Consider the following 25,708-nt stretch of genomic DNA (forward strand, 5'->3'; position numbering starts at 1 on the left):
CCTATCGTCCGGCGCATCATCCCAGGGGACTCCGCTGCATGGTGTCGAACGCGGTCGTCGAACTCGCTGCCTACAGCGTCTTTGCCTTCGCGGGCATCCTCCTGCTCCTCCAAGGACTGGCGAAGGAGGTCGGCTACTACTTCGGCCACCGCATCGCCCTGCGGAAGGAAAACCCCGGCGAGGGCGTGGCGGTCGTGGTGGGCGGCATGCTCGGCCTGCTCGCCTTCGTGCTGGCGCTGACCCTGTCCTTCTCCAGCGCCCGGTTCCAGGAACGACGCGAAGGCACGCTGGCCGAGGCGAACGCGATCGGGACCGCCTGGCTGCAGGCCCAGGCGATCGGGCATCCGAGGGCGGCCGAGATCGCCCGGCTCCTCGAGCCCTACGCGTCGGCGCGGCGGGATTTCGTGGTGGCCGACCGGCTGTCCCCGCAGCTCGATGCGACGACACGGCGCAGCAACGCCCTGCAATCCGAGATCTGGGGCCACCTCTCGGCCCTCGTGCGCGAACGGCAGGACCCGCTCGTCTCCTCCCTGATGAACGCGCTGAACACGACCTTCGACCTGGCGACCGCGGAACGCTTCGCCTTCGCGTTGACCTTCCCCCCGCAGCTCTTCTGGCTGCTGATCGGCATGTCGATGGTGTCCATGTCGGCCCTCGGCTTCCAATTGGGGCTGCGACAGAGGCCCCTGCGCCTGCTGACCTTCCTGCTCCTGGGCATGTGGACGGCGACCATGACCGTCATCCTCGACATGGGATCGGCCCGGGTGGGGTCGATCCGCGTCGGGGGCCAGGCCTATGACTGGACGATCCAAGGGTTCCAGGGGGGCGTGACGGTGCCGCCGCTGCCGGCGCGCTGAGGCACCCTCCCGCCCGCCGGCGGGCCGTGCTATCGCGCCGCTGAGAATGGCTCGCAACATCACCCTGGACGCCGCCACCGTGGCGCCCCCCGCCCCGCAGCGCCGCCGGGCCCCGGCCTGGGCCTGGGGTTCGCTACTGATCGCGGCCGCCATCACGGCGCCGCTGGTCGCCGTGATCCTGACCGCGGCGACGGTGCCCGGCGCCAGCTTCGTCCATATCGCGACCAACACCCTGCCGGAGATGCTGCGCAACTCGGCGCTGCTCGCCCTGCTGGTCGCACTGATGGCGGGTTCGGCGGGGGCGATCTCGGCCTGGATCGTCTCGACCTGCGAGTTCCGCGGGCGCCGGATGCTCGAGGTCGCGCTGCTGCTGCCCATGGCCATGCCGGCCTATCTCTGCGGCTACGTCTACACGTGGCTCTTCGACGTGGCGGGGCCGGCGCAGGAGGCGTTCCGCAGCCTGACCGGGCTCCGCTACGGCCAGTACTGGCTGCCCGAGATCCGGTCCCTGCCCGGCGCGGCGCTGATGCTCGCGATGGTGCTCTACCCCTACGTCTACCTGCTCTGCCGGGCGGCCTTCCTGCAGCAGAGCGTCTGCCTCCTCGAAGCCTCCCGCACGCTCGGGCACGGGCTGCCGCGCACCTTCCTCCATGTCGCGCTGCCGCTGGCGCGTCCCGCGCTGGCGGCCGGCGTCGCGCTGGCGCTGATGGAGACCCTGGCCGATTTCGGCACCGTGCAGCATTTCGGCGTCCGCACCTTCACCACAGGCATCTACGAAGCCTGGTTCGGCATGGATGACCGCGGGGCGGCAGCGCAATTGTCGGTCGCCCTGCTCGGCTGCGTGTTCCTCCTGCTGGGGCTCGAGCGTCTCTCCCGCGGCGGGCGCCGCTTCCACCCCACCACGACCCGTCATCCGCCGCTGCGCCCGGTCCCGCTGCACGGTTGGAAGGAAGCCGCGGCCATCGTCGCCTGCGGCATGCCCGTGCTCCTCGGCTTCGGCGTGCCGGCCGGGGCGCTGGCCTGGCTCGCCGCGACCACCGGCGACCCGTTGGCCGCGGAGCGCTTCCTGCCCTTCGCCGTCAATTCCCTGCTCCTGTCCGGCGTGACGGCGGCGATCGCGGTGCTGCTCGCGGCCACCATGGCCTGGGCGGCGCGGATGCATCCCTCCCCGCTGCGGCGGGCCGCGAACCGGGTGGCGGCCCTGGGCTATGCCCTGCCCGGTTCGGTCATCGCGGTCGGGACGCTGGTGCCCTTCGGGCTGTTCGACAATGCGCTCGATGCCTGGATGCGCGCGCGGTTCGGAATCTCGACGGGGTTGCTGCTGTCGGGGACCATGGCGGCACTGGTCTTCGCCTATCTGGTCCGCTTCCTAGCCGTTGCGCTGTCGGCGGTGGAATCGGGGCTGGCGCGGCTCAAGCCGTCCTTCTTCGCGGCCGCCCGCGTCCTCGGCCGCACGCCGGGCCAGGCGGTGCGGGAAGTCGAGCTGCCGCTCGCGCGGGGCGCGCTCATCACCGCCGCGGTGCTGGTGTTCGTCGACACCATGAAGGAACTCCCGGCGACGCTGATCGTCCGGCCCTTCGACTTCGATACCCTCGCGGTGCGGATCTACAACCTGGCGTCGGACGAACGCCTGGCGGAGGCCTCCACGGCCTCCCTGCTGATCGTGCTCGTGGGCCTGCTGCCAGTGATCGCGCTGACCCGGGCGATGCGCGCGGCGGAGTGAGGGCCGTGCCGGCCGCTCAGTGCTCCTGCTCCGGCGCCGCCGCCGAGTTGAGCATCGTGTAGCGCTCGATCCCGATGCGCTGGATCAGGTCGAACTGGGTGTCGACGAAGTCGGCGTGCTTCTCCTCGTCGCGCAGGATCTCGGCGAAGAGGTCGCGGGAGACGAAGTCGCGCACGGACTCGCAATGGGCAATCGCCTCGCGCAGGTCGGCGATGGCCTTCTCCTCGAGCTTCTGGTCGCATTGCAGGACCTCGAGCACGGACTGGCCGATCAGCACCGGGTTCAGCCGCTGCACGTTCGGATGGCCGCCGAGGAACAGGATGCGCTCGATCAGCGCATCCGCATGCTTCATCTCCTCGATCGATTCCTCGTATTCATGCTTGCCGAGCTTCGTCACGCCCCAGTGGCGCAGCATCCGCGCGTGCAGGAAGTACTGGTTGATCGCCGTGAGCTCGTTGGTGAGCTGGGTGTTCAGGTGCTCGATGACCTTCGGGTCGCGCAGCATGGCGTCTCCTCCATCGGGTAGCCGGAACGCACGACGACGCCCCGCGCGCCACGGTGTCGGGGCGCACGGGGCGAAGTCAACAAACGATCAGGAGCGGGCGACGGTCCCGGGCGCGCTGCGCAGCAGCTCCACGATGGTCTTGCAGCAGCAGCCGCATTGGGCGCCGCAGCCGCAGCCTTCGTAGACCTCGGCCGGGCGGCTCGCCCCGGCCGCGATGGCCGCGGCGATCTGCGCGTCGGTCAGCCGGTTGCAGTGGCAGACGACCATGGGCGGGGCCTCAGCGCCAGCCGGACCGCTGCATGATCTGCAGCGCCTGGGCGGCGCGCGCCGGGTCGCGCAGCGGCTCGATGCCCTCGGCGCGGAACTCGCCCATGGACCGCAGCAGCGGGTGCATCGGCGCGCCCGGCACCGCCGGATATTCCATGTTGCCCTGGGCGAGGATCTCCTGCGCCTGGTCGGAGACCAGGAATTCCAGGAAGCGGCGCGCGGCCTCGGGGTGCGGGGAGGTCTTCACCAGCCCGGCGCCCGAGACGTTCACATGGGTGCCACGGTCGCCCGGCGCCTGGTTCGGGAAGATCACGCCGATCCGGGCGAACAGCGCTTGGTCCTCCGGCCGCTCGGACTTGCCGACATGGCCGAGGTAGTAGGTGTTCGAGATCGCGATGCGGCACTGGCCCGAGGGCAGCGCGCGGAACTGGTCGCGGTCCCCGCCCTGCGGCGGGCGGGCCAGGTTGGCCGCGACGCCACGCGCCCAGGCCTCGGTCGCCGCCTCGCCATCCGCGGCGAGCATGCTGGTCGCCAGCGCGATGTTGTAGGGGTGGTTCGAGGCGCGGACGCAGATCTGCCCGCGGAAGCGCGGATCGGCGAGGTCCTCGTACCGGTTCAGCCCTTCCGGGCGACCCGCCTGCTTGTCGTACATGATGACGCGGCCGCGCATGGCGATGGCGAACCATTCGCCGTTCGGGTCTCGCAGCCCGGCCGGCACGCGCTGGTCGATCACCTGGCTGTTGTAGCGCTGCAGGACGCCGGCCTGCTCGGCGCGGGCGAGGCGCGTTGCGTCCACGGTGATGAAGACGTCGGCGGGGCTGTTCGCGCCCTCGGCGCGGATACGGGCCACCAGTTGGTCGGCATCGGCCTGTATGGTGCGGACGCGGATGCCGGTCGCACGGGTGAAGGCCTCGTACAGGGCCGCGTCGGTGTCGTAGTGCCGCGCCGTGTAGACGTTGATTTCCGGCTGCTGCTGCTGCGCCTCGGCAAAGGCGGGCACGGCGACGGCAACGAGCGCGAGCAGGTGGCGACGGAACATCGGGAACCTCGTCCTGGTATGGGACGGGGCTTATGCCAGTTGCGATCCGCTCGCAAGTCCAAATGCGATTAATTCGCAAAATCTGATGAGAGGGGCGGCGGACCGCCCCTCCCCGCCGCTATTTCTGCAAGGCGCGCAGGAACTTCGCCCGCGCCCCGCCGCCGGCCATCAGGAAGGCGTGGTCCGAACCGCTCAGCAGGAAGCGCGCGCCGAGCGCGATGTAGTCGGGCGCCACCTTCTCGTCGTAGACACCGCCCATGCCCATGTGCTTGCCCGATGCCTTGCAGGCGGCGGCGACCTTGGCATAGGCGGCCCGCACGTCCGGATGGCCGATCTGCCCCGCGATTCCCATCGAGGCCGTGAGATCCGAGGTCCCGATCATCAGCGCATCGATCCCTGGCACCGCGGCGATGGCCGCGGCGTTCTCGACGGCCTGCGGTGTCTCGATCATCACCGTGATCAGGATCTCGTCGTTCAGTTCGCGCTGCGCTGCGGCGGTGTCGGCCACCACGAAGCCGTACTGCGCCGGCGGGCCGCCCCAGGAGCGTTCACCGACCGGCGGGTAGCGGAAGGCGCGCACGACGGCCTCGGCTTCCTCCTTGGTGTCGATATGCGGCACCACCACGCCCATGGCGCCATTGTCCAGGCAACGCGTGCCCTCGAACAGCGCGTCCTTGCAGCAGCGCACGATCGGCGTGACGCCCTGACTCAGCGCGGCCATGCACATGCGCGTGGCGTCGTCGACGCTCATCGCGCCGTGTTCCATGTCGATGAACAGCCAGTCGAAGCCCGAGGCCGCGGCGATCATGCCGACGGCGGGCGTGCGGAGGTGATGCACGCCGAAGCCGAGGGCGAGTTCCCCCTTCTCGAGGCGGCGGCGGGCAAGGTTGGGCGCGAGCGGCATGGGCGTTCCCCGGTGTTTCGTTGGCCGGCCGAGCGCACCACGCGCCGCCGGGCCGGTCAATTCGGGGCCAGGCCGAAAAAGGCGAGGATCTCCGTGCTCGCATGGATGGCCTGCGTCGGCGGGCCGACGATGCGCTCCGGCAGGCGGGAGGTGCTGCCAGGCCAGGCATGGCCACCGCCACGCACCTCGATGAAGGCGACGCGCGCGCCGGCGCGGCAGGGCGCGTAGTCGGTGCGCCAGGCGCTGGTGCCGTCGGCCGGGCCGGGATGCAGCAGCGGGCGCGGCGCGCCGGCCGCGGCGCAGCCTTCATGCGTGGCCCAGAAGCGGGCGGCTTCCGCGGCGCCCATGATGCGTCCGACCGCACGCGGCGCCGTGCCGTCGGCGCCGACCAGGCGATCCTCGGTGCCATGGATCAGCAGCACGGCGATCGGCCGTCCCGGACGGCATTGCGGCGCGAGCCCTTCCCCCGTCGTCGCACCGACGATGGCGATGCCGGCAACGAGGTCGGGCGCATCGCAGGCCAGCCGCGCAGCCATGAAGCCGCCATTCGACATGCCCGCGACGAAGACGCGCGCCGGATCCGCGCCGTGGCGCGAAGCCATCGTCGCCACCAGCGACCGCAGGAAGGCGACGTCGTCCACCCCGTCGCGATCCGCCGGCGTCATGCCCCGCCCCGAGGCCCAGGACCGCCGATGCCCGTCCGGCGCGGCGACGATGAATCCGCCTGGGTGGATGCCCGCTTCGCGCAGGATCTGCGCGCCCGTCCCGAACCGGCCATGCAGCAGGATCAGCAGGGGCAGCGGGCGGTCGGCGCGCGGCGCGAGGATCTCGACGTTGCGCACCTCGGCCCCGGCGCGGAGCGTGATGGTCTCGGCTCGCGCGGCGACGGCAGCCAGCAGCACCGACAGCACGGCGAGGAGGCGAAGGGGCACCATGCGATCGAGCGTAACGAGAGGGCGCGTCACGCGGCGTCTCGAAGGGTAACGGAAGACGGAGGGGCGCCGCCCCTCCGCACCACCCCGCCAAAGGCCGAAAGGCCTTTGGAAACCATCACCGGGGGCGGTTCTCGACCAGGGCGAGAACCGCTTCCAACCGGTCGGCCTCCTCCACCGGCTTGTCCCGGCGGATGCGCGCGATGCGCGGGAAGCGCAGCGCCACGCCGGATTTGTGCCGAGACGACAATTGCGCGGCATCGAAGGCGACCTCGAACACGACGCCGCGCTCCACCTCCCGCACCGGGCCGAAGCGGTTGACCGTGTTGTTGCGGACCCAGCGATCCAGCCAGGCCAACTCCTCGTCGGTGTAGCCGGAATAGGCCTTGCCGATCGGCACCAGCTCGCCGTCCTCCCGCCACACGCCGAAGGTGTAGTCGGAATAGAAGGAGGACCGCTTCCCATGCCCGCGCTGCGCATACATCAGCACGGCATCGACGGTGAGCGGATCGCGCTTCCACTTCCACCACAGCCCCTTCACGCGCCCCGCCACATAGGGCGCATCGCCGCGCTTGAGCATCAGCCCCTCGATCGACGCCGCCCGCGCGCCGTCCCGCAGCCGCGCCAGCGCATCGAGGCTGTCGAAGGCGACCAGCGGCGAGACATCCATCCGCGCCGGCGCCACCCGCCCGTGCCAGGCCTCGAGCCGCGCGCGCCGCGCATCGAAGGGCAACGGGCGCAGGTCCTCCTCCCCGTCGATCAGGATGTCGTAGAGCCGCACCGACGCCGGATGCTCCTTCAGCATCCGCGCCGTCACGCTCTTGCGGTTCAGCCGCTGCTGCAGGTCGGCGAAGGGCGCGACCTCCTCCCCGCGCATCACCAGCAACTCGCCGTCCAGCACGGCGTGGAACTCCATCGCCGCGAGGATCTCCGGAAAGGCCGCCGAGATGTCCTCCCCGCCGCGCGAGAAGAGTTTGCGCCCGCCCGGCCCGGCGGTGAGCTGCACGCGGATGCCGTCCCACTTCCACTCGGCGCGCCAATCCTCCGCGCGCAAGGCGGCGATGTCCGCCTCCTCGAGCGGATGGGCCAGCATCAGCGGGCGGAAGACCGGCGCCTCGCGCGGGTCGGGCCGGGGCGCCTGGCCCGACAGCCACTGGAACAGCGTCGTGTAGGGCGGTTCGACGCCGTGCCAGACCTCCTCGATCTCCTCCACCGCAACGTCCGACCATTCGGCCAGCGCGACGCGCGCGAGCCGCGCCGAAACGCCCACACGAAGGCCGCCCGTGACCAGCTTGATCAGCGCCAGCCGTGCCCCCGCATCGAGCGTGTCGAGCCAGCCGGCGAGCAGCGCGGGGATCTCGGCCTTCGGCGTGGTCTCGAGCGCCTCCACCACCTCCGACAGCAGGGGTGGTGGCGCGTTCACCCCGGCGCGCGGCTGCCAGATGAGCGCGACGGTCTCCGCCAGGTCGCCGACATAGTCGTAGGACATCCGCCACAGCTCGGGATCGGTGCGCGCGGCGACGATCTCGCGGATCATCGCCGGCTTGGCGGCTGAGAAGGTCAGCTCCTCGGTCAGCGCCGCGAGGCCGATGCCGCGTTCCGGGTCCGGCTGGTCCGCGAACCATTGCCGCAGCAGCGCCAGCTTCGCATTGCGCCCCGGCGTGAAGACCAGTCGTTCGAGGAGTTCGGCGAAGGCCGGAAGGCTCATGCCGCGGGGTCCTCGGTGACGACCTCGACCTCGTCCTCCTCCTCACCCAGCCCGACGAGGTGCAGCGCCCGGCCCTTGATGCCGCGCAGGCCAAGGGCGTGGATCAGCGCATCCTCCCGCCCATGCGTCACCCACACCTCCGGCGCCTGCACCTCGGTGCAGGTGGCGAGCAACTCGTCCCAATCCGCGTGGTCCGAGATGACCAGCGGCAGTTCCACGCCGCTCTGCTTCGCGCGCTGCCGTACCCGCATCCAGCCCGACGCGACCGCAACGACGGGTTCGGCAAGCCGTCGTGCCCAGCGATCCGCGACCGCGCCGGGCGGGGCCAGCACGATCGCCCCCTTGAGGTCCTCCTTCCTGGCCACCGTCGCCGCACGCAACGTGCCAAGCCGCACGCCAAGCTCCTCATAGGTCCGGCAGAGCGCCTGGTGCGCGCCATGCAGGTGGATCGGCCGGTCCCAGCCGGCCTGGCGCAGCATGGCGATCAGCCGCTGGCATTTCCCGAGCGAATAGCAACCGACGACATGCGTCCGTTCCGGGAACAGCGCGACCGAGCGCAGCAGCCGCGCGATCTCTGTCTCCGGCGGCGGGTGGCGGAACACCGGCAGGGCGAAGGTCGCCTCGGTGACGAACAGGTCGCAGGGCTCGACCTCGAAGCCCGCCGCGGTCGGGTCGGCCTGGCGCTTGTAGTCGCCCGACACCACCGCCCGCGACCCGCGCCATTCCATGCAGACCTGCGCGGACCCCAGCACATGTCCCGCCGGCCGCAGCCAGAGCCGCACGCCATTGATCTCCAGCGTTTCCCCGCAGCGCAGCGCTTGCTGGGCGGTGCCCGCCCGCCCCTCCCCCATCCGCGCGGTCATGATGGCGAGCGTCTCGCGCGTCGCGAGCACATGGGCGTGGCCTGGGCGCGCATGGTCGGAATGGCCGTGGCTGATCACGGCGCGGTCGACGGCGCGGGTCGGGTCGATGAAGAAGCCGCCGGGCTCGCAGAACAGGCCGGACGGCGTGACCTTCAGCCAGGTTTCGGGATGGGGGGTGTTCACAGGGCGCATATGGGCGGCTTCCCGCCGGGGGAAACCGCCGCCATATTGGCCCGCGAATGAGAACATTGCCAGAACCTTTCGCCGGCTGGTTCGCCGGGCGCGGCTGGACGCCGCGGCCCCACCAGCTCGCGTTGCTGGATGCCGCGGCGCGGGGCGAGCACGTCCTGCTGCTCGCGCCGACCGGCGGCGGCAAGACGCTGGCCGGGTTCCTGCCGTCGCTCGTCGACCTCGCGGGCACGCCGCGGGACGGGCTGCACACGCTCTACATCTCCCCGCTCAAGGCGCTGGCGGTCGACATCGCGCGCAACCTGACCGCGCCGGTGGCCGAGATGGGCCTGCCCATCACCATCGAGACCCGCACCGGCGACACGCCGGTCAACCGCCGCCAGCGCCAGCGCGAACGCCCGCCCAACCTGCTGCTGACGACGCCCGAGAGCCTGACCCTGCTGCTCTCCCTGCCCGATGCGCCCGAGATGTTCGCGGGGCTGTCGGCCGTCGTGGTGGACGAGGCGCATGCGCTGGCCGGCACCAAGCGCGGCGACCAGCTCGCCCTGTGCATGAGCCGCCTCGGGACGCTGGCGCCAGGCGCCAGGCGCATCGGGCTGTCGGCGACCGTCGCGCATCCGACGGAACTGCGCGCCTGGCTGTCCCCGACGGCACGCGCCGCGGATGTCCGCCTCGTCGAGACCCGCGGCGGCGCGGCGCCCGTCTTCGACCTTCAATTGCCCGAGGGGCGCCTGCCCTGGGGCGGCCATATCGGCCTCGCTTCGGCGCCCGAGATCTATCGGCGGATCGAGGGCGCGCGCCTGACCATCGTCTTCGTGAACACGCGTGCGCAGGCGGAGCTGGTCTTCGCAGCGCTGTGGCGTCTGAACGAGGCGGCGCTGCCGATCGCCATGCACCATGGCAGCCTCGAGATCGGCCTGCGCCGCAAGGTGGAAGCCGCCATGGCGGAAGGCCGGCTGCGCGCCGTGGTGGCGACCGCCTCGCTCGATCTCGGCATCGACTGGGGCGACGTCGATCAGGTCATCCAGGTCGGCGCGCCGAAGGGTGTCTCGCGCCTGCTGCAGCGCGTCGGTCGCGCGAACCACCGCATGGACGAGCCGTCCCGCGCCGTGCTGGTGCCGGCCAACCGGTTCGAGGTCGTGGAATGCGTCGCCGCGACGGAGGCCGTGGCAGCCGGAGAACTGGACGGCGAGCCGCCGCGGCCCGGCGGGCTCGACGTTCTCGCGCAGCACGTTCTGGCCATGGCCTGTTCCGCGCCCTTTCGTCCTGAGGAACTGTACGCCGAGGTCACGCGGTCCGGTCCCTATGCCGCGCTCACGCGGCAGGATTTCGACGACGTCGTGCGCTTCGTGGAGGACGGCGGCTACGCGCTGCAGGCCTATGACCGCTTCCGCAAGCTGTTCCGCGATGCCGAGGGGCTGGTCCACATCCGCGGCAAGGCGGCGGCGCGCCAGTTGCGGATGAACCTCGGCACCATCGTCGAGACGCCGCTGCTCAAGGTGCGCATCCGTGGCGGCGGCGTGGTGGGCGAGGTCGAGGAGTGGTTCGTCTCCACGCTCGAGCCCGGCGATTGCTTCCTCTTCGGCGGCCAGGTGCTGCGCTACGAGAGGCTGGAGCCGGGCGCCGTCATCACTTCCCGCGGCGGCGAGGGCGAACCGCGGGTGCCCGTCTACGCCGGGGCGCGGATGCCGCTGACGACGCATCTCGCGGCGCGCGTCCGCACCATCCTGTCCGATCCGCGCCGCTGGCGGCACCTGCCGGAGCCGGTGAAGGAATGGCTGCGGCTCCAACGGCTGAAGTCCGAACTGCCGCCGCGCGAGGGGCTGCTGGTCGAAACCTTCCCCCGCGGCGGCAAGTGGTTCCTCGTCGCCTACACCTTCGAGGGGCGGCTTGCGCACCAGACGCTTGGGATGCTGGTGACGAAGCGGATGGAGAAGTTCGGCCTCGGCCCGCTGGGCTATGTGGGCACCGACTACATCCTCGCGATCTGGTCGGCCTTCGAACCGACCGACGTCGCCCCCCTGTTCACCGAGGACATCCTGGGCGACGAGATGGAGGAATGGCTGGCCGAGTCCTCCATGCTGCGGCGGACCTTCCGCAACATCGCGACGATCGCCGGCCTGATCGAGAAGACCCACCCCGGAGCCGAGAAATCCGGCCGCCAGATGACGATGAATTCGGACCTGATCTACGACGTGCTCCGCCGCCACCAGCCCGACCACATCCTGCTCCGCGCGACGCGCGCCGAAGCCGCGCAGGGCCTGACCGATGTCGGACGCATCGCGACGCTCCTGGCCCGCGTGCAGGGGCGCATCCGCCACCGCGTGCTCGAGCAGGTGTCGCCGCTGGCCGTCCCGGCGCTGATCGAGGAAGGCCGCGAATGGGTCGCGGGCGGAGCCGAGGACGCGCTACTCGCCGAGGCCGCGGCGCTGGTCGAGGACGCTACGGACGGCGCGGAGCATTTCGTCGAGACCCTCGCCGAGGTCACCGACGCCATCCCGGTGCGCGGCGGGACCTCGATCTCGCGCGCCAAGTCCCGCGACAAGCGGCGGTCGCGCTACATCCGCGAGGCGCCGAAGATGGTGACCGGCCGATGAGCGCTGCACCGATCCACATCGCGGGCGAACGCCTGATGCTCGACCCCGCCGGCGTGCTGCACTGGCCGGCGCGCCGGTTGCTCTGCGTCGCCGACCTGCATTTCGAGAAGGGCAGTGCCTTCGCCGCGCGCGGGCGCCTCCTGCCCCCGTACGACACGCGGGAGACGATCGCCCGGCTGGTCCCGCTGCTGCGACGATATGGCCCGCAGCGCATGGTCTTCCTGGGCGATTCCTTTCATGACGCGGATGGTTGCGCACGCATGGCGGAGGCCGACCGCGCGGCGCTGATCGCGGCCTTTGCCGGCATCGAGATCACCTGGGTCGCCGGCAACCACGACCCTGCCCCGCCCGTCGGGCTGCCCGGCCGCGCGGTCGAGGACCTGCACGAAGGGCCGCTGGTGTTCCGGCACATCCCGCAGCCCCGGGCGACCGGGGAGATCGCTGGCCACCTGCACCCGCGTGCCACCGCGCCGACGCGGGCCGGCGGCGTTGCGCGGGCCTGTTTCGTCAGCGACGGTCGCCGCGTGCTGATGCCCGCCTTCGGCGCCTTCACGGGCGGTCTCGATGCCGGTGATCCGGCCGTCGCCGCGCTGTTTCCCCGCGGGGGGCGGGCCTTCCTGATCGGCAGCGAGCGGCTGTACTCTTTTCCCCTGGCGCCCCGGCAGACCGGCCTGCCGAAGGACCTCACGAGCTTCGGCAATGGCCAGGCGGAACTGCCGCTGTCGGTGACCGCCAGGCTGCGCAGCGGCTGACACCAGCGGAGGATGCGACATGGCCTATGACGGAAGCTGCCATTGCGGTGCGGTCACCTTCTCCGTGGAAGGCGACGCACCGACGCAGGCGCTGTCCTGCAACTGCTCGATCTGCCGCCGCAAGGGCATGCTGCTGGCCTTCGCGCCGCGCAGCAGCCTGACGCTGCGCGGGGAGGAATCGTTGGCGTCCTACCTCTTCAACACCCACCGGATCGAGCATCGCTTCTGCACGACCTGCGGCGTGGAGCCCTTCGCCTTGGCGACGGCGCCGGACGGCACGCCGTCGGTCGCGATCAACCTCCGCTGCGTGCCGGCGATCGATCTCGAAGCGCTGGAGATCCAGCGCTTCGACGGCGCCAGCCGCTAGGACGATCGCCACCGGCGCCGCCTTGCGCCGGTCACCCGGCGGTGATGTTCGCCTGTTGGGCGATGCGCCGCCAGTTCTCGGTCTCGCGCGCCACGCGCTCGGCGAGCGCCTCGGCGCTGCTCGGGGCGACGAGCGCGCCGGCCTGGAACGCGCGGTCCCGCAGGCCCTGGTCGGCCAGCACCTCCCGCAGCTTCTCGGACAGCATGGCGACCATCGGCGCCGGGACGCCGCGGGGTGCGAAGACCGCGAACCAGACATTGAGGTTGAGGTCCGGCATCCCCTGCTCGGCGGCCGAGGGAATGTCCGGCAATCCCGGATGGCGTTCGTTCGAGGAGACGCACAGCGCGCGCAGCTTCCCGTCGCGCACCAGCGGCGTCAGCGGCGGCGGTGAATTCATGTAGAACTGGATGCGGCCCGCGATCAGGTCGCGGATGGTCTCGCCGGTGCCGCGATACGGCACGTGCACCAGGTCGATGCCCGCGCGGTGCTTGAGATACTCGGTGCCCATGTGGTGCATCGACCCGTTCCCGGCCGAGGCATAGTTGAACTCGCCGGGCTTCTGCTTCGCCAGCGCGATGAAGTCCTGCAGCGTGGCCGCGGGCACGGTCGGATGCGTGACGAAGAGCTGCGGCGTGTCGGTGATCTGCCCCACCGCCTGGAAGTCGCGCATCGGCTGGATGTCACCGAGCCCGTTGATGGCCGCGCGCCCCGTCATGGTGGCGCAGTATCCGCAGAGCAGCGTCGTGCCGTCCTGTGGCGCGCGGATCACCGAGGTGAGCCCCACCACGTCGTTCCCGCCCGGCCGGTTCTCCACCACCATGGTCGCGCCGAGGGACCGGCCGAAGGAGTCCGCGACCAGGCGCGCGGAGAAGTCGGTGCCACCGCCGGCGGGCGACGGCACGACCAGGGTGATGGTGCGGCCGGCGAGGCTGCCTTGCGTCCAGGCGTGGCGCGGCGCGGCCAGCGTCGCGAGGCCGGCGCCGAGCAGCGCCCGGCGGGCTGCGGTGATGGTCATGTCTTGGCGTCTCCCGGTCTTGGTTCAGCGCGCGTCGGGGAAGGGCTTCGGTTCCGGCACCGGGACCTCTCCGACATTCAGGATGAAGGACAACAACGTGTAGTAGCCGAGCACCGCGAGCAGCTCGACGAGACGCGGTTCGCCGAGCGCATCGCGTCCGGCGGCGAAGTCCGCGTCGTCGAGCCGGCCGCGCTCCAGCACCGTGTTGGACAGGCGCCAGACCAATTGCTCCGCCGGGTCGGCGAAGCGCGGGTCCTCGCCGTTGCGCAGGCGCTCGAGCGCCGCCGGATCGACGCCCGCCGTCACCGCGATGGGATGATGCGCGAACCATTCGAACTGCGCCTGCCAGCGGCGCGAGACGGTCAGGATCGCGATCTCCCGCAGCCGATCGTCCAGCATGCCGGAAAAGCGCAGCCCCGCGCCGAGCCGCTGCACCGCATCCGCCACGGCAGGCGCGCGCAGCAGGACCGTGAAGGGGCCGATCACGCCGCCGCGCGGACCCGCGGTCATGGCGGCGACGACGGCGCGCTGCGCCTCGTCGAGCGCCTCGGCCGGCAGTTCGGGGAAGCGCGCGCTCATGCGCCGGCCCCCGGCATCATGGCGGACATGCCGCCATCCACGACGATCTCCGTGCCGGTGATGTACCGCGCCTCGTCCGAGGCGAGGAACAGCACCGCATGCGCCACGTCCCAGCCGGTGCCCATCTTGCCGGTCGGCACCTGCGCGTCGCGCTTGGCGATCAGCGTCGCGGCGTCGTTGGCGCCGAGCTGGCGCAGCAGGCGGTTCTCGACCAGCGGCGTGTGCATCAGGCCGGGGATGACGACGTTGCAGCGCACCCCCTTGCGCGCCTGGTCCATCGCGACCGACTTGGTCAGGCCGATCACGCCCATCTTCGACGCGGAATAGGCGATGTGCGGGCGGTCGCCGCTCATGCGCAGCGCGGCGATGGAGGCGATGTTCACGATCGCCGCCGTCTCGCGTTCGCGCAGATAGGGCAGCGCGTGCTTGCAGCCGAGGAAGGCGCTGCGGAGGTTGATGTCGAACTGGCGGTCCCAGGCCTCCTCCGACATCGTCTCCGCGCTGCCGGGGGCCGAGCCGCCGACATTGTTCACCAGGATGTCGAGCCGCCCGAAGGCGCTGATCGCGGCCTCGACCGCGGCCTTCACGGTTTCGGACCGGGTCGCGTCGGCAACATGCGCTGCGGCGCAGCCGCCTTCCTTCTCGATGATGCCGACCGTCTCGGCGACCGCCTCGGGGTTGTTGTCGATGCAGAAGACCGCGGCCCCCTGGCGCGCGAAGAGCACCGCCGTCGCCTTGCCATTGCCCCAGCCCGGGCCAACCGAACCGGCGCCGGTGACGATGGCGACCTTGCCTGTGAGATCGAGCACGCTTCCTCCGATGCCGTTGTGCTTACGGCGTTCCTAACGGTGGGACCAGGACGCAGCAAGGCAGCCCACCGCGCTGATCCGCGGCCGGCGATCGGAGAGCATGATGCTGCCGGGGCGACGTGCCCCGGCCGGCGTTCACCTGCGCGGCGGCTCAGCGAGCAGCGCGAGCACGGCGTGCAGCAGCCGCACCTGATCGGCCCGCCCCTGTTCGTGCGCCAGGGCGAGGTTGAGTTCGACCGCGGCCGCGGCGTTGCGGAGCGGATCTGCGCCCTGGTCCGCCGGGTCGAGCGGCGCGGCCCAACGGAGGCTGCGATCGGCGACGTGGTTCATCGGTGTCCCCCACCATCCAATGTCCAAGGGACAGACCGGCATCCCCCTGCCGACCCGTCCCGCAGGGCGCGAGGATGCGCATCGCGTTGCGTATTGCACACCATCCCGTGAGCAGCCGACGCCAAAGGCGCGAGTTTCGCGCCGCGTGTTGCACCAAAGACTCACCATTGCGTGAACGTCGCAACCAACGCGGCGATCCGAACGCGCGCGGACGCACGCGACGCGTGCAAATTGCACGTTAATCTTTTTCCAATCCGGTTGGCTCTCATCCAATGGTTGCCGCCATCCTGGCCGCCATCCGCCTTGGCGAGCGATATACACAACGCACCACTTGAAGTAACCAATACTTTGTCTCGGCCCGCCTTAACGCGACATCAAGGATCGATCATCACTATAAGCGAGCATGGCATCTTCCCATTCCGGTCCGCAATGCATCTTGTTGTTGCGGAAGAATATTATTTGTTCTTCTTTTGAATCGCATTCGGCGCCCACGTGGCGCGGACCAACAGATCGCCCGGACCGGATCGCCCCCGCGACCCGGTCGGATGGCAAGGACAGGTGGAATGGATGAGACGCGCTCCCCCCGGCGCGATGTCCATGGCGACCCGGCCCCTCGATGCCGGACCGTGACATGAGCGCCAAGTCACAGCGCATGCCGCCGCTCGCGCACGGCGCCGGCATTGCCGAGACCAGCTGCGATCGCTGGGCGGATGGCGCGGGCCGACTTGCGGTGTTGCATCGCCGCGCCGACGGCTCCGAGGAACGCGTCTCCTTCGACGCCTTGCGCTCGACCTCGGCCCGCCTCGCCGAAGTGCTGCGCGGCCATGGCGTGAAGCGCGGCGACCGCGTCGCCACGCTGCTGAAGCCCGGCCCGGATGCGGTGGTCTCGCTGCTCGCCGTGCTCCGCGCCGGCGCGGTCGCGGTGCCCATGGGGCATGCCCTTCGTCATGCCGCGCTCGCCTACCGGCTGCGGGATTGCGGGGCGGTGGCGGTGATCACCGACGATGGCGGCCTCGGCGACATGGAGGGGATCGCCCCCGGGCTGCCCTCTCTGCGCTTCGTCGTCTCGGCCGGCGCTCCAGCGGCGCATGTCGTCTCACTCTGGACCGAGGCGCAGCGCGCCGCCGCCGATGCGCCGGCCGAACCCGTGACGGCCGACGACCCCGCGCTGATCCTGTACGGCACGGACCAGGCCGGACGGCCACGCGGCGTGCTGCACGCCCATCGGGCGCTCGCGGCGCAGCTCGGCGCCTTCGCGCTCCTGCACGAGGGCCTGCCGGCCCAGGGCGACCTGCTCTGGACGGAATGCGATTGGGCCGCGGGCGCGACCTGGCTCGATACCGTGCTGCCTGCCCTGAGCCTCGGCGTCCCGGTGCTTGCGCACAGCGTTCCTGTGACCGAACCCGTGCGCATCCTGGCCATGCTGGCGGAAGACGGCGTGCGCAACGCGGTGCTCTCGCCGGCCACGCTGCGACGGCTGATGGAAGCCGGGACCGGGGCCATGCCATCCGGCCTGCAGCTGCGCAGCCTCGCGACCTGGGGCGGCGCGCTGGGCCAGGACGTCATCGACTGGGCCTCCGCAACCTTCCGCGTGCCGCTCAACGACTGCCTGACACGGCCGGAGTTCGGCATCCTGCTCTGCACCTCGTCGCGGCTCGCGCCGGCACGTGCCGGTCGGCTCGGGGGCGCGGCACCAGGCCGCAGCGTCGCGATCGTCGACGCCGAGGGACGCGAGGTGCCGATGGGCCAGCGCGGCGAGATCGCGCTGCGCCGACCGGATGCGGGACTCTTCCTCGGCTATTGGAAGGATGCAGGCGTCGCCCCCACGGCCGACCATGGCGGCGCGTGGGTGCTGACGGGCGAAAGCGGCTTCGTCGATGCCGACGGATGCGTCTCCGCCCTGCCGCCGCCGGTTGCCGCGTCGCGCCATGCGGAGGTCGAGACCTTCCTGCTCGCGCATCCGGCCGTGGCGCGGGCCACGGTCATCGGGCCGGGCGGTCTGCCCTTCGGTCCGGAGGCCACGGCCATCGTGGTGCCACGCCAAGGGACGGTGCCTGGCCCCGACCTCGCCGACGAGCTCCGCGGCTTCCTTCGCGCCCGGCTGTCGAGCGATGTCTGCCCGCGCCGCGTCGCCTTCGCGCTGGACCTGCCTCCGCCGGAACTCGGGCTGATGCCCGCGGCCCTCGGCAAGGCCGTCGGGCTCGGTGGCGGCCCGGCGGAAGGGTAGGTCCCTTCACGCGGAGAGGAACCTCTCCGCCGCGCTGCCCAGGACCTCGCAGCACAGCGCCAGGTCTTCTTCCTTCGTGTCCTCCGCCCAGTGGTGGCTGATGCCGCCGATGGAAGGCGTGAACAGCATCGCCGCGGGCATCCGCTTCGCGATGTACTGCGCGTCGTGGCCGGCGCCCGAGGGCATGCGCGTCCAGGCGCCCGGCGCGAGATCCTGCGCCGCGGCCTCGAGCGCGGCCATCATCGCCGGATCGCAGATCGCCGGCGTGGCGCGCGACTTCTGGGTCAACGTCGCCGGGCACTTCTCGCGCCGGTTGCTCTCCTGCACAAGGCGACGGAGCGTCTGCTCCATCCGTTCCAGCACAGGCACGGCGACGTCGCGGAACTGGAACAGCACCTCGGCCGAGCCGGGAATGATCGATGGCGCGCCGGGTTCGAGCGCGATGCGCCCCGTGGTCCAGGTCGAGCGCTCGCCGCAGACGCGGGGGAATTCCTGATCGATCGCCGCGAGGAGACGCACGGCGGACAAGCCGGCGTCCTTGCGCTCCGCCATGGTGGTGCCGCCGGCGTGGTCCTGCTGGCCCTCGAAGCGGATCAGCCACTGCCAGATGGCGACGATGCCGGTGACGACGCCGACGCGCAGGCCCTGGGATTCCAGGTTCGTCCCCTGCTCGATGTGCATCTCGAAGAAGCCCTTGTGCCGGCCGGGTTCGAGTTGCATGCGCGGCTTGCCGGCGAGACCCGCGGCGGCGAGCGCCTCGCGCAGCGGCTGGCCGTCGTTGCGGCTGCGGCTGCGGTCCATCTCCTCCTCGGACAACTCGCCGATGATGGAGCGGGAGCCGAGGAAGCCCCCCTCGAAATGGCCTTCCTCGTCGGCGAAGGCGCAGACATCGACCGGCAGTCCTGCGCGCGCCAGCGCCACGCCCGCGACGACGCCAAGCGCGCCGTCGAGCCATCCGGCCTGGTTCTGGCTCTCGATATGGCTACCCACCAGCAGGTGCGGGCCCGGCCCCTTGTGGCGGCCATAGACATTGCCGATGCCGTCGATCGAGGCCTCGAGCCCGCAGGCGGTAAGCTTCTCCACCAGCCAGCGGCGGCTTTCCATGTCCTGCGGCGAATAGGTCGGCCGGTGCACGCCGGTCCTGTAGGCCCCGATCCTGCGGAGGTCGTTCAGGTCCTTGAGGAACTGCTCGGTATCGATACGCGCCATGATGGGGTCCCTTCGAACTCCGTCCCATGCTGCGGCGCGAAATCCATCGCGGCAAGCCGGGCCTTAACCGGATCGCAACACCACCCACGCTTTTGTTGGGGCGCCGCAAATCGCGGCTTTGGTGTCGGAGAGGCCGAAAATGACCGACTTGGCTTATGCCCCCCGCCAGCCCGAGCGCGTCGATTCCGTCGCTTTGCTGCAGTCCAATCAGGGCGCGGAACTGCACCTGCGCAGCCAGACGGGCGCGCTGCTGCGCGTGCCGCTCGCCGACGCGGACCACCTCAAGGGTCTCGCGGCGCTCGCGACGATGGCGGGCGCCCTCGGCAACCTGACGGCGAAGCCGGGCTGATCAGCGGCTTTCGAGCGTCAGCCCGCCATCCACCACGATGGTCTGGCCGGTGACCATGGCGGCGCCGGCGAGGAGGAAGACCATCACCTCCGCAAGGTCGGCGGGCTGGCAGCGGCGCTTCAGCAGGGCCTTCTCGGCGCTGGCCTGCCGGCGCTCCTCGGTCCATTCCACCATCCAGGTGGAATCCACCGCACCCGGAGCGATCGCATTGACCCGCACCTCGGGCGACAGGGATCGAGCGAGGTTCTTCGTCAGGCTGATGACGCCGGCCTTGGTCGCGCCGTAGGCCATCGACGACCCCGGGCTGTCGAGGCCGGCGATGGAGGCGACGCTGACCACCGCGCCGCCGGCGGCCTTGAGCGCCGGCGCGGCCGCCTTCGTACAGCGGAACACGCCGAGCAGGTTCACCTGTAGCACCGTGTCCCACAGATCCTCGGTCAGGCGATCGAGCTGCTTCGGCTGGATGATGGTCCGGGTCCCCGGTGTGCCCGCGTTGTTCACCAGGTAGTCGAGCCGGCCGAGATCGGCGACGGCGCGGTTCACCATGCGCACGCCATCCTCGGCCTCGCCCACGTTGCCGGGAGCGGAGATCGCGTCATGCCCGTTGGCGCGCAGCTTCGCCACCACCTCCGGCCCGCGCGGATCGTCGGCCAGGTGATTGATGGCGACCTTCGCGCCGGATTCCAGGAGCATCACCGCGGTGGCGAGGCCGATGCCCGAGGCGCCGCCGGTGACGAGCGCCGTCTTGCCCTTGAGGTCGTAGCGGATCATGCGTCGCGCTCCAGTCCTGCCATGGTGCCGATGTCGCGCAGCGCCTTGCGCAGCGCCAGCAGGCGGCGGTCGCGCTCCTCGAACAATGTCGCCGGATCCTTTCCGCCCCAGTCGTAGAAGCCGCCGCCGGACATCACGCCGGTCTTCCCGGCGGCGACCAGCTTGTCGAGGCTTTCGCTGTGCCCGCGCACCTCGGGCGGCGTGTACATCCTGTTGCGCAGCGCGTGCTGCATCATCGGCAGGCCGGTGAAGTCGGCCTTGGCGAGGACGCCCAGGATCGGCAGCCGCAGCGCGATGCCGTGGATGATGGCGGCGTCGATCTCCTCCGGCGTCGCGACGCCGTCGTCGAGCAGCTGCTGCACCTCGAGCCCGATCGCCGATTGCAGGCGGTTGGCGATGTAGCCGGGGACGAACTTCCGCATGACGATGGGCTGCTTGCCCATGGCGGCGCACATGGCGCGCACGGTCTCGATGCAGGCGGGATCGGTCTCCGGCCCGCCGACGATGTCCACCAGGTCGACCAGGTAGGGCGGCGTGTACCAATGCGCGATCAGCGTGCGCCGCTGTCGCGCCGCCGGCATCAGCGGGAAGATGTCGAGGTAGGAGGTGTTGGAGGCGATGATCGCATCCTTCGGCGCAACCGCGTCGAGCTGCGCGTAGAGGGTGCGCTTGGCGTCCGGGTTCTCGACGATCGCCTCGACGATCAGTTCCGCGCCCTCGACGCAGTCGGCGAGGCTTTCATGCCGGGTCACCGCCTGGGCCAGATGCGCCGACGTCCAGCCTTCGGGCGCCTCGCCCGCCGCGGCGAGTGTGGCGAGCGCCTTCTCCATCAACCCCTGCGCCTTGGCGAGAGTCGCGGGGCTGCTGTCGGTCAGGCGCACCGAATGCCCGCCAAGGGCGAAGACCAGCGCGAGGGCATGGCCCATCGTGCCGGCACCGAGAACTGCGACGCGGGACATGCTCAAGCTCCTTCAGGGGCCCAGGGCGCGGGGGCGCGGGCCTCGATGTCGGTGGCGACGTCCACCACCATGGTGTGGTCGGCAGCCATGGCGCGTTGCAGCGCCGGGCCGATGTCGTCCGGCCGCTCGACGCGAATGCCGTCGAGGCCGAAGGACCGTGCGACCTCGGTGAAGTCGGTCGGGCCGAAGCGCAGCAGTTCGGCCGCGGCATCCGGACGGTTGCCGGCCTGGCGCACCAGGTTCGGCCAGCCCTGGCCGAATCCCGAATTGTTGTTCACCACCAGCGTCACGGCGATGCCGCGCCGGCGCGCCGTCTCGAGTTCCGCGAGGTGGTAGTAGAACGCGCCGTCCCCCGTCCAGCACACCACCTTGCGATGCGACGCGGCGCATTTCGCGCCCAGCGCTGCCGGGAAGGACCAGCCGAGCGACCCGGCCGCCCGCAGGTAGGTCTGCGTCGGTTCGAGGTCGACCAGCGTACCGGTCCAGATGCCGGAATAGCCTGTATCCGCGACCAGGATACCGTCGGAGGGCAGTGCGGCGGTGATCTCGGCAGCCAGCCGCGCGGGGTCGATCGGCGTCGCTCCGCTGCCGAGGCGTGGCGCGATCTCAGTCCGCCATTCCGCCATGCGCGCCCGGGCTGAAGCCAGATACGCCCCATCGCGCGACGGCTTGCCCAACGCCGCCGCCAGTGCCCGCAGACCCGCGCGCGGATCGGCCTGCACGGCGACGACGGCCGGGTAGGATCGGTCGAACTCCAGCGGGTCCGCGTCGATCTGCACCACCACCGCCCCGGCCTTGGGCGTACGCCAGTAATTGGTCAGCATGTCCCCGGTGTCGGCGCCGACCATCAGGATCAGATCGGCCTCCTGCAAGATTCGGTTGGCCGGCGGTGCGGCGTAGGCCCCGGCGACGCCGATATGCAGCGGATGGCGCGTGGAGACGATGCCGCGCGCCCCGAGCGCTGTCGCGATGGGCGCGGCCAGTGCCTCGGCGACCGCGATCAGTTCCGCTCCGCAGCCCGACAGCGCGGCGCCGTCGCCGGCCACGATGGCGACGCGCGGCGCGGCGATCAGCGCCTTCGCCGCGGCTGCGATGCTGGCCGCGTCGGGCTCCGGCCGGTGCAGCGGCGTGCGGAAGGCCGAGAGATCCAGCGGCGGCGTCGCGACCGTCCCCGTCTCGACCACCTCTCCCATCAGGCCGAACAGGTCGAGATGGACGGGCCGGGGCGGCATGGCGGTCGCGGCTGCGAAGGCCTGGCGCAGCGCGCGCGGCAGGTCGGCCGCATCAGCGATATCGGCGCCGTACTTGGTGACCGGCGCGAAGAGCGGCCCGTGGTCGAGTTCCTGATAGGCGTTGCGGTGCTGGTGGGCCGGCACCTTGCGGCCCGTCATCGCGACGATCGGCGTGCGTGCGAGCCAGGCATCCTGCAGCCCGGCCGCGAGGTTCGCCGCGCCGACCGACTGCGCCGCCACCACGCCCGGCCGGCCCGAGACGCGCGCATAACCATCGGCCATGTAGACCGCCGCCTTCTCGGTATGCGCGAGCACCGGCGCGACGCCGGCCTCTGACAGCGCCAGCAGCGTGCGCCTCAGTACCGCGTCGACGAAGAAGACGTGGGTCTGGCCGGACGCCGCGAGGCTCGCCGCCAACCAGGCGCCGCCGCCCATCGTTCCGCTGCTCATGTCGCTTTCGCTTCCTCCTCGCTTGCCGGTAGCCTGCCGCCAGAGGCCTGCGCCGACAAGCAGGCAGGAGGGAACGCATGAGGAAGATGCTGGCCGCGCTCGTCGCGGCATGGGTGCTGCCTGCCCTGCCCGCGACCGCGCAGGTGCAGATGATCGTGAACTTCGCGGCCGGCGGCCCGACCGACATCGTCGGACGGCTGATGCAGAACGAAATGGCCGCCGCCCTCGGCCAGCCCGTGGTGGTGCGCAACGTCACCGGCGCCGGCGGCACGATCGGCACGGCGGAAGCCGCCCGCGCCAGGCCGGACGGGCAGACCATCCTGTTCTCTCCGGTCGGTCCGATGGCGATCCAGCCGCATTTCCGGCGCGGACTGTCCTACGGCCTCGAGAACTTCGCCGCGATCTGCCAGGTCGCCGACAGCCCCGTGGTGATGATGACGCCCAAGACCTCCGGGCTGCGCACGGTCGCCGATGTGGTCGCGCGGGCTCGGGCGCAGGGCACGGGATTTCCCTTCGCCTCGACCGGGGCGGGCAGCATCCCGCACATCTCGAACGTCGCGCTCATGCGGCTTGCGAACATCGAGATGAACCACATCCCCTATCGCGGCTCGGGCGAGGTGATGCTCGCCTTCCAGCAGGGCCAGGTGCAGCTATTCACCGACCAGACGCTGCTGATCCGGCAATACGACCTGCACCCGATCGCCTTCCTGACCGAGCGCCGCAACCCCGAATTCCCCAACGTGCCGACCATGCGCGAACAGGGCTACGACCTGGTCTACACGATCTGGTCCGGACTCTACGCGCCCGCCGGCACGCCGGAACCGGTCATGGCGCGGCTGGAAGCGGCCTGCGACCGCACCATGCGCAACGCCGAGGTCGTCGCGGGCATGAACCGCGTGGCGCAACCGATCCTGTATCGGAATCGCGCCGACTTCGCGGCCTTCTCGAATGCCGAGAGCGAGAAGTTCCGCGCGCTGATTGAGGCCGCCGGACTGCGCTCGGCCGAGTAGCCACCGGGGCGCGCTTCCCGCCCCCCAAGCGCTGCTGCATGCTGCGCGCCGACCGTGACAGGAGATCGGCGCATGGCGCTCCGCTGCGACCTCATCATCCGTGATGCGACGATCGTCGACGGCTCCGGCCGACCGGGGTTCCGCGGGGATGTCGCGGTCGAGGGCGAGCGCATCGCCGCAGTCGGTGACCTCGGCGGCGCGAGCGGCGCACGGGAGGTGATGGCCGGCGGACGTGTCCTCGCCCCCGGCTTCATCGACGCGCACACGCATGACGACCAGATCGTCCTGCAGGGCGCGGAATGCATGTGCTGCAAGCTGTCGCAGGGCGTCACCAGCGTCGTGGTGGGCAATTGCGGCATCAGCCTCTCGCCCATGCGCATGGCGTCGCGCCCGCCGGCGCCGCTCGACCAGGTCTGCGCCCCGGAATGGTGGACGTTCGGATCCTTCGGGGAATACGCCGACCACCTGCGGCGCGAACCGCCGGCCGTGAACGCGCTGGCGCTGATCGGCCACATGTCGCTGCGCGTCGGCGTCATGGAGGGCGATACCCAGCGCGCCGCGACCGATGGTGAGGCGGAGCGGATGCGCGCCCTGCTCGCCGAGAGCCTGGCCGAGGGTGCGGCCGGCTTCTCGACCGGCCTGTTCTATCCCCCATCGAAGCACGCGCCGACCGAGGAAGTCATCGCCATCGCAGAGGCGCTGCGCGCCCAGCGCGGCCTCTACGTCACGCATATGCGCGACGAGGCGAATGGCGTGCTCGACAGCATCGCCGAGACGCTGCGCATCGGCGAGACGGTCGGCGCCCCCGTCGTCATCAGCCACCACAAATGCGCCCAGCCCGAGAACCACGGCCGGTCGCGCGAGACGCTGCCGATGATCGCGCAGGCCGCCACGCGCCATCCCGTCGCCTTCGACGTCTATCCCTACACGGCGAGTTCCACCTCCCTCGCTGCGCGCGATCCGCGACCGGACGTCCCGGTGCAGGTGACGAACTCCCTGCCCCATCCGGAGATGACCGGGCGGATGCTCGCCGACATCGCCGCGGAATGGGATGTCAGCCTGATCGAGGCCCGCGACCGGCTGCTGCCAGCCTCCGGCGTCTTCCACAACATGAGCGAGGCGGATGTCCGCCGCATCATGGCGCATCCGCTGTCGATGATCGGCAGCGATGGCGGGCCGCTCGCGAAGAAGCCGCACCCCCGGCTGTGGGGGACCTTCCCGCGCGTGCTCGGGCACTACGTACGCAAAATCGGCCTGATGGATCTCGAGACCGCGATCCACAAGATGACGGGACGCACGGCGATGGTCTTCGGCATCGCCGATCGCGGCACCATCGCGCCCGGCGCCTTCGCCGACCTCGTGCTGCTGGATGCCGCCACGGTGAAGGACCGCTCCACCTGGGAGGATCCCGTCCAGCCCGCGGACGGGATCCTCGAAACCTGGGTGAACGGGCAGAGCGCATATGTCCACGGCGCCGGCGTGACCGGCGCGCGGGCGGGGCGGCTGCTGCGCCGCGCGGCCTGAGGCTCAGGCGTCGGGCAGCGGGTCGCTGCCCTTGATCTCCAGCGCCTCCAGCACGCGGGAGACGCAGTTGTAGCCGGCGATCGTCACGGTCAGCTCGACCAGCTGGCGCGGCGGGAACAGGTCGCGCACCGCGCGGGCGACGTCGTCCGGCACATGGACCTTCCGCGTCATCGCGTCGCAATAGGCGAGCGCGGCGCGTTCGGCCGCGTCGAACACGTCGCTGCCTTCCCAGTCGCGCAGCGCATCGAGCTGCGCCTGGGTCGCGCCTTCCTGCAGGGCGAGCGGCGCATGCGCCTCCCACTCATAGGGCGCGTCGTTGATCGCCGCGACGCGACACATGACGAGTTCGCGGATCTTGCCCGGCAGCGTCGACTTCCAGCGAACGGCGTCGAACATGGTGATCCAACCCTGCGCGATCGGCGGGGCGTGCAGCAGCATGCGGTGCAGGTGGCCGATCTTCTTGCGCGAGGCGCGGATCGTCTCCGCCGCCTCCCGGTGCTCGGGCAGGGCGGGATCGGCGTAGGGAATGCGGGCCATGGTT

General features: G+C 71.0%; 25 protein-coding genes. 9 read left to right on the forward strand and 16 right to left on the reverse strand.

Annotated elements, in window-relative coordinates; all coding sequences use genetic code 11:
- The first annotated feature begins 38 nt into the window (after nt 1-38).
- Both GWK16_RS20940 and GWK16_RS20945 read left to right on the forward strand, forming a co-directional pair.
- Nucleotides 39-857, forward strand: coding sequence for a bestrophin-like domain (locus GWK16_RS20940; protein ID WP_170055920.1), 819 nt, complete (start codon nt 39-41; stop codon nt 855-857).
- Between the two features lie 46 nt (nt 858-903).
- Nucleotides 904-2,580 carry an ABC transporter permease gene (locus GWK16_RS20945; protein WP_170055921.1) on the forward strand — a complete coding sequence of 559 codons (1,677 nt, stop codon included), beginning with the start codon at nt 904-906 and terminating at the stop codon, nt 2,578-2,580.
- Nucleotides 2,581-2,596: 16 nt separating this feature from the next.
- On the opposite strand, the gene bfr is transcribed toward GWK16_RS20945, so the two are convergent.
- From bfr to GWK16_RS20980, 7 genes are all read right to left on the reverse strand, one after another.
- A complete protein-coding gene (gene bfr / locus GWK16_RS20950; protein WP_170055922.1) occupies nt 2,597-3,085 on the reverse strand; it encodes a bacterioferritin in 489 nt (162 codons plus the stop codon).
- An 87-nt stretch (nt 3,086-3,172) separates the two neighbouring features.
- On the reverse strand, nt 3,173-3,352 hold the full coding sequence (locus GWK16_RS20955; protein WP_170055923.1) for a (2Fe-2S)-binding protein: 180 nt from the start codon (nt 3,350-3,352) through the stop codon (nt 3,173-3,175).
- A gap of 10 nt (nt 3,353-3,362) precedes the next feature.
- Entirely contained in the window at nt 3,363-4,391 is a 1,029-nt protein-coding gene (locus GWK16_RS20960) for an extracellular solute-binding protein (RefSeq protein ID WP_170055924.1), read from the reverse strand.
- A 118-nt stretch (nt 4,392-4,509) separates the two neighbouring features.
- Nucleotides 4,510-5,295, reverse strand: coding sequence for an HpcH/HpaI aldolase family protein (locus tag GWK16_RS20965; RefSeq protein ID WP_170055925.1), 786 nt, complete (start codon nt 5,293-5,295; stop codon nt 4,510-4,512).
- A 56-nt stretch (nt 5,296-5,351) separates the two neighbouring features.
- Nucleotides 5,352-6,260: a PHB depolymerase family esterase gene (locus GWK16_RS20970; protein ID WP_170055926.1), complete on the reverse strand. Its 909-nt coding sequence runs from the start codon at nt 6,258-6,260 to the stop codon at nt 5,352-5,354.
- Between the two features lie 85 nt (nt 6,261-6,345).
- On the reverse strand, nt 6,346-7,935 hold the full coding sequence (locus GWK16_RS20975; protein WP_170055927.1) for a cisplatin damage response ATP-dependent DNA ligase: 1,590 nt from the start codon (nt 7,933-7,935) through the stop codon (nt 6,346-6,348).
- A complete protein-coding gene (locus GWK16_RS20980) occupies nt 7,932-8,990 on the reverse strand; it encodes a ligase-associated DNA damage response exonuclease (RefSeq protein WP_170055928.1) in 1,059 nt (352 codons plus the stop codon). The genes GWK16_RS20975 and GWK16_RS20980 overlap by 4 nt, the downstream gene beginning before the upstream one ends.
- 47 nt (nt 8,991-9,037) lie before the next feature.
- On the opposite strand from GWK16_RS20980, the gene GWK16_RS20985 reads away from it, so the two are divergent.
- Genes GWK16_RS20985 through GWK16_RS20995 form a run of 3 tightly spaced genes read left to right on the forward strand, consistent with a single transcriptional unit; the run spans nt 9,038 to nt 12,703 of the window.
- Entirely contained in the window at nt 9,038-11,584 is a 2,547-nt protein-coding gene (locus tag GWK16_RS20985) for a ligase-associated DNA damage response DEXH box helicase (protein WP_170055929.1), read from the forward strand.
- Nucleotides 11,581-12,336, forward strand: a complete 756-nt coding sequence (gene pdeM, locus GWK16_RS20990) for a ligase-associated DNA damage response endonuclease PdeM (protein ID WP_170055930.1) — start codon at nt 11,581-11,583, stop codon at nt 12,334-12,336. The genes GWK16_RS20985 and pdeM overlap by 4 nt, the downstream gene beginning before the upstream one ends.
- A gap of 19 nt (nt 12,337-12,355) precedes the next feature.
- A complete protein-coding gene (locus GWK16_RS20995; RefSeq protein ID WP_170055931.1) occupies nt 12,356-12,703 on the forward strand; it encodes a GFA family protein in 348 nt (115 codons plus the stop codon).
- Between the two features lie 31 nt (nt 12,704-12,734).
- Here GWK16_RS20995 and GWK16_RS21000 read toward each other — a convergent pair whose 3' ends face one another.
- The 4 genes from GWK16_RS21000 to GWK16_RS21015 all read right to left on the reverse strand — a co-directional run bounded on the left by GWK16_RS21000 (nt 12,735) and on the right by GWK16_RS21015 (nt 15,436).
- Nucleotides 12,735-13,718, reverse strand: a complete 984-nt coding sequence (locus tag GWK16_RS21000) for a Bug family tripartite tricarboxylate transporter substrate binding protein (protein WP_170055932.1) — start codon at nt 13,716-13,718, stop codon at nt 12,735-12,737.
- A gap of 24 nt (nt 13,719-13,742) precedes the next feature.
- Complete coding sequence (locus GWK16_RS21005; protein WP_170055933.1) at nt 13,743-14,297, reverse strand: carboxymuconolactone decarboxylase family protein; 555 nt, start codon at nt 14,295-14,297, stop codon at nt 13,743-13,745.
- Nucleotides 14,294-15,106: an SDR family oxidoreductase gene (locus GWK16_RS21010; protein ID WP_170055934.1), complete on the reverse strand. Its 813-nt coding sequence runs from the start codon at nt 15,104-15,106 to the stop codon at nt 14,294-14,296. Before GWK16_RS21010 ends, GWK16_RS21005 begins: the two co-directional genes overlap by 4 nt.
- A 135-nt stretch (nt 15,107-15,241) precedes the next feature.
- Nucleotides 15,242-15,436: a hypothetical protein gene (locus GWK16_RS21015; RefSeq protein WP_170055935.1), complete on the reverse strand. Its 195-nt coding sequence runs from the start codon at nt 15,434-15,436 to the stop codon at nt 15,242-15,244.
- Nucleotides 15,437-16,067: 631 nt separating this feature from the next.
- Here GWK16_RS21015 and GWK16_RS21020 point away from each other — a divergent pair.
- Nucleotides 16,068-17,663, forward strand: coding sequence for an AMP-binding protein (locus GWK16_RS21020; RefSeq protein ID WP_170055936.1), 1,596 nt, complete (start codon nt 16,068-16,070; stop codon nt 17,661-17,663).
- A gap of 6 nt (nt 17,664-17,669) precedes the next feature.
- On the opposite strand, the gene GWK16_RS21025 is transcribed toward GWK16_RS21020, so the two are convergent.
- Entirely contained in the window at nt 17,670-18,872 is a 1,203-nt protein-coding gene (locus tag GWK16_RS21025) for a Zn-dependent hydrolase (protein WP_211187624.1), read from the reverse strand.
- 139 nt (nt 18,873-19,011) lie between these two features.
- Here GWK16_RS21025 and GWK16_RS21030 point away from each other — a divergent pair, with 139 nt between their 5' ends.
- Complete coding sequence (locus tag GWK16_RS21030) at nt 19,012-19,221, forward strand: hypothetical protein (protein ID WP_170055937.1); 210 nt, start codon at nt 19,012-19,014, stop codon at nt 19,219-19,221.
- Here GWK16_RS21030 and GWK16_RS21035 read toward each other — a convergent pair whose 3' ends face one another.
- From GWK16_RS21035 to GWK16_RS21045, 3 genes are read right to left on the reverse strand one after another with little or no spacing between them, the layout of a single operon-like run.
- Nucleotides 19,222-19,992, reverse strand: a complete 771-nt coding sequence (locus GWK16_RS21035) for an SDR family NAD(P)-dependent oxidoreductase (protein WP_170055938.1) — start codon at nt 19,990-19,992, stop codon at nt 19,222-19,224.
- The gene (locus GWK16_RS21040; protein WP_170055939.1) at nt 19,989-20,951 is read right to left on the reverse strand and encodes a 3-hydroxyacyl-CoA dehydrogenase family protein; all 963 of its coding nucleotides are present in this window, start codon (nt 20,949-20,951) and stop codon (nt 19,989-19,991) included. Before GWK16_RS21040 ends, GWK16_RS21035 begins: the two co-directional genes overlap by 4 nt.
- A 2-nt stretch (nt 20,952-20,953) precedes the next feature.
- The gene (locus GWK16_RS21045) at nt 20,954-22,633 is read right to left on the reverse strand and encodes a thiamine pyrophosphate-binding protein (RefSeq protein ID WP_170055940.1); all 1,680 of its coding nucleotides are present in this window, start codon (nt 22,631-22,633) and stop codon (nt 20,954-20,956) included.
- Nucleotides 22,634-22,710: 77 nt separating this feature from the next.
- Between GWK16_RS21045 and GWK16_RS21050 the strand changes: the two genes are divergently transcribed.
- Together GWK16_RS21050 and GWK16_RS21055 are read left to right on the forward strand one after the other, a co-directional pair.
- Nucleotides 22,711-23,643, forward strand: coding sequence for a Bug family tripartite tricarboxylate transporter substrate binding protein (locus GWK16_RS21050; protein WP_170055941.1), 933 nt, complete (start codon nt 22,711-22,713; stop codon nt 23,641-23,643).
- A gap of 72 nt (nt 23,644-23,715) precedes the next feature.
- A complete protein-coding gene (locus GWK16_RS21055; protein ID WP_170055942.1) occupies nt 23,716-25,167 on the forward strand; it encodes an N-acyl-D-amino-acid deacylase family protein in 1,452 nt (483 codons plus the stop codon).
- A 3-nt stretch (nt 25,168-25,170) separates the two neighbouring features.
- Here GWK16_RS21055 and GWK16_RS21060 read toward each other — a convergent pair whose 3' ends face one another.
- Nucleotides 25,171-25,704 (reverse strand): carboxymuconolactone decarboxylase family protein, encoded by a 534-nt coding sequence (locus GWK16_RS21060; RefSeq protein WP_168042691.1) that lies wholly within the window; start codon nt 25,702-25,704, stop codon nt 25,171-25,173.
- Nucleotides 25,705-25,708 lie beyond the last annotated feature (4 nt).

It is taken from the genome of Neoroseomonas marina (genome assembly GCF_012927745.1).
Taxonomy (GTDB): Bacteria; Pseudomonadota; Alphaproteobacteria; order Acetobacterales; family Acetobacteraceae; genus Neoroseomonas; species Neoroseomonas marina.

What these genes read in the sequence shown, in the direction of transcription:
- GWK16_RS20940 (WP_170055920.1), top strand. Translation starts at nt 39, where the DNA reads ATGGTGTCGAACGCGGTCGTCGAACTCGCTGCCTACAGCGTCTTTGCC.
- GWK16_RS20945 (WP_170055921.1), top strand. Translation starts at nt 904, where the DNA reads ATGGCTCGCAACATCACCCTGGACGCCGCCACCGTGGCGCCCCCCGCC.
- bfr (WP_170055922.1), bottom strand. Translation starts at nt 3,085, where the DNA reads ATGCTGCGCGACCCGAAGGTCATCGAGCACCTGAACACCCAGCTCACC.
- GWK16_RS20955 (WP_170055923.1), bottom strand. Translation starts at nt 3,352, where the DNA reads ATGGTCGTCTGCCACTGCAACCGGCTGACCGACGCGCAGATCGCCGCG.
- GWK16_RS20960 (WP_170055924.1), bottom strand. Translation starts at nt 4,391, where the DNA reads ATGTTCCGTCGCCACCTGCTCGCGCTCGTTGCCGTCGCCGTGCCCGCC.
- GWK16_RS20965 (WP_170055925.1), bottom strand. Translation starts at nt 5,295, where the DNA reads ATGCCGCTCGCGCCCAACCTTGCCCGCCGCCGCCTCGAGAAGGGGGAA.
- GWK16_RS20975 (WP_170055927.1), bottom strand. Translation starts at nt 7,935, where the DNA reads ATGAGCCTTCCGGCCTTCGCCGAACTCCTCGAACGACTGGTCTTCACG.
- GWK16_RS20980 (WP_170055928.1), bottom strand. Translation starts at nt 8,990, where the DNA reads ATGCGCCCTGTGAACACCCCCCATCCCGAAACCTGGCTGAAGGTCACG.
- GWK16_RS20985 (WP_170055929.1), top strand. Translation starts at nt 9,038, where the DNA reads ATGAGAACATTGCCAGAACCTTTCGCCGGCTGGTTCGCCGGGCGCGGC.
- pdeM (WP_170055930.1), top strand. Translation starts at nt 11,581, where the DNA reads ATGAGCGCTGCACCGATCCACATCGCGGGCGAACGCCTGATGCTCGAC.
- GWK16_RS20995 (WP_170055931.1), top strand. Translation starts at nt 12,356, where the DNA reads ATGGCCTATGACGGAAGCTGCCATTGCGGTGCGGTCACCTTCTCCGTG.
- GWK16_RS21000 (WP_170055932.1), bottom strand. Translation starts at nt 13,718, where the DNA reads ATGACCATCACCGCAGCCCGCCGGGCGCTGCTCGGCGCCGGCCTCGCG.
- GWK16_RS21005 (WP_170055933.1), bottom strand. Translation starts at nt 14,297, where the DNA reads ATGAGCGCGCGCTTCCCCGAACTGCCGGCCGAGGCGCTCGACGAGGCG.
- GWK16_RS21015 (WP_170055935.1), bottom strand. Translation starts at nt 15,436, where the DNA reads ATGAACCACGTCGCCGATCGCAGCCTCCGTTGGGCCGCGCCGCTCGAC.
- GWK16_RS21020 (WP_170055936.1), top strand. Translation starts at nt 16,068, where the DNA reads ATGAGCGCCAAGTCACAGCGCATGCCGCCGCTCGCGCACGGCGCCGGC.
- GWK16_RS21025 (WP_211187624.1), bottom strand. Translation starts at nt 18,872, where the DNA reads ATGGCGCGTATCGATACCGAGCAGTTCCTCAAGGACCTGAACGACCTC.
- GWK16_RS21030 (WP_170055937.1), top strand. Translation starts at nt 19,012, where the DNA reads ATGACCGACTTGGCTTATGCCCCCCGCCAGCCCGAGCGCGTCGATTCC.
- GWK16_RS21035 (WP_170055938.1), bottom strand. Translation starts at nt 19,992, where the DNA reads ATGATCCGCTACGACCTCAAGGGCAAGACGGCGCTCGTCACCGGCGGC.
- GWK16_RS21040 (WP_170055939.1), bottom strand. Translation starts at nt 20,951, where the DNA reads ATGTCCCGCGTCGCAGTTCTCGGTGCCGGCACGATGGGCCATGCCCTC.
- GWK16_RS21045 (WP_170055940.1), bottom strand. Translation starts at nt 22,633, where the DNA reads ATGAGCAGCGGAACGATGGGCGGCGGCGCCTGGTTGGCGGCGAGCCTC.
- GWK16_RS21050 (WP_170055941.1), top strand. Translation starts at nt 22,711, where the DNA reads ATGAGGAAGATGCTGGCCGCGCTCGTCGCGGCATGGGTGCTGCCTGCC.
- GWK16_RS21055 (WP_170055942.1), top strand. Translation starts at nt 23,716, where the DNA reads ATGGCGCTCCGCTGCGACCTCATCATCCGTGATGCGACGATCGTCGAC.
- GWK16_RS21060 (WP_168042691.1), bottom strand. Translation starts at nt 25,704, where the DNA reads ATGGCCCGCATTCCCTACGCCGATCCCGCCCTGCCCGAGCACCGGGAG.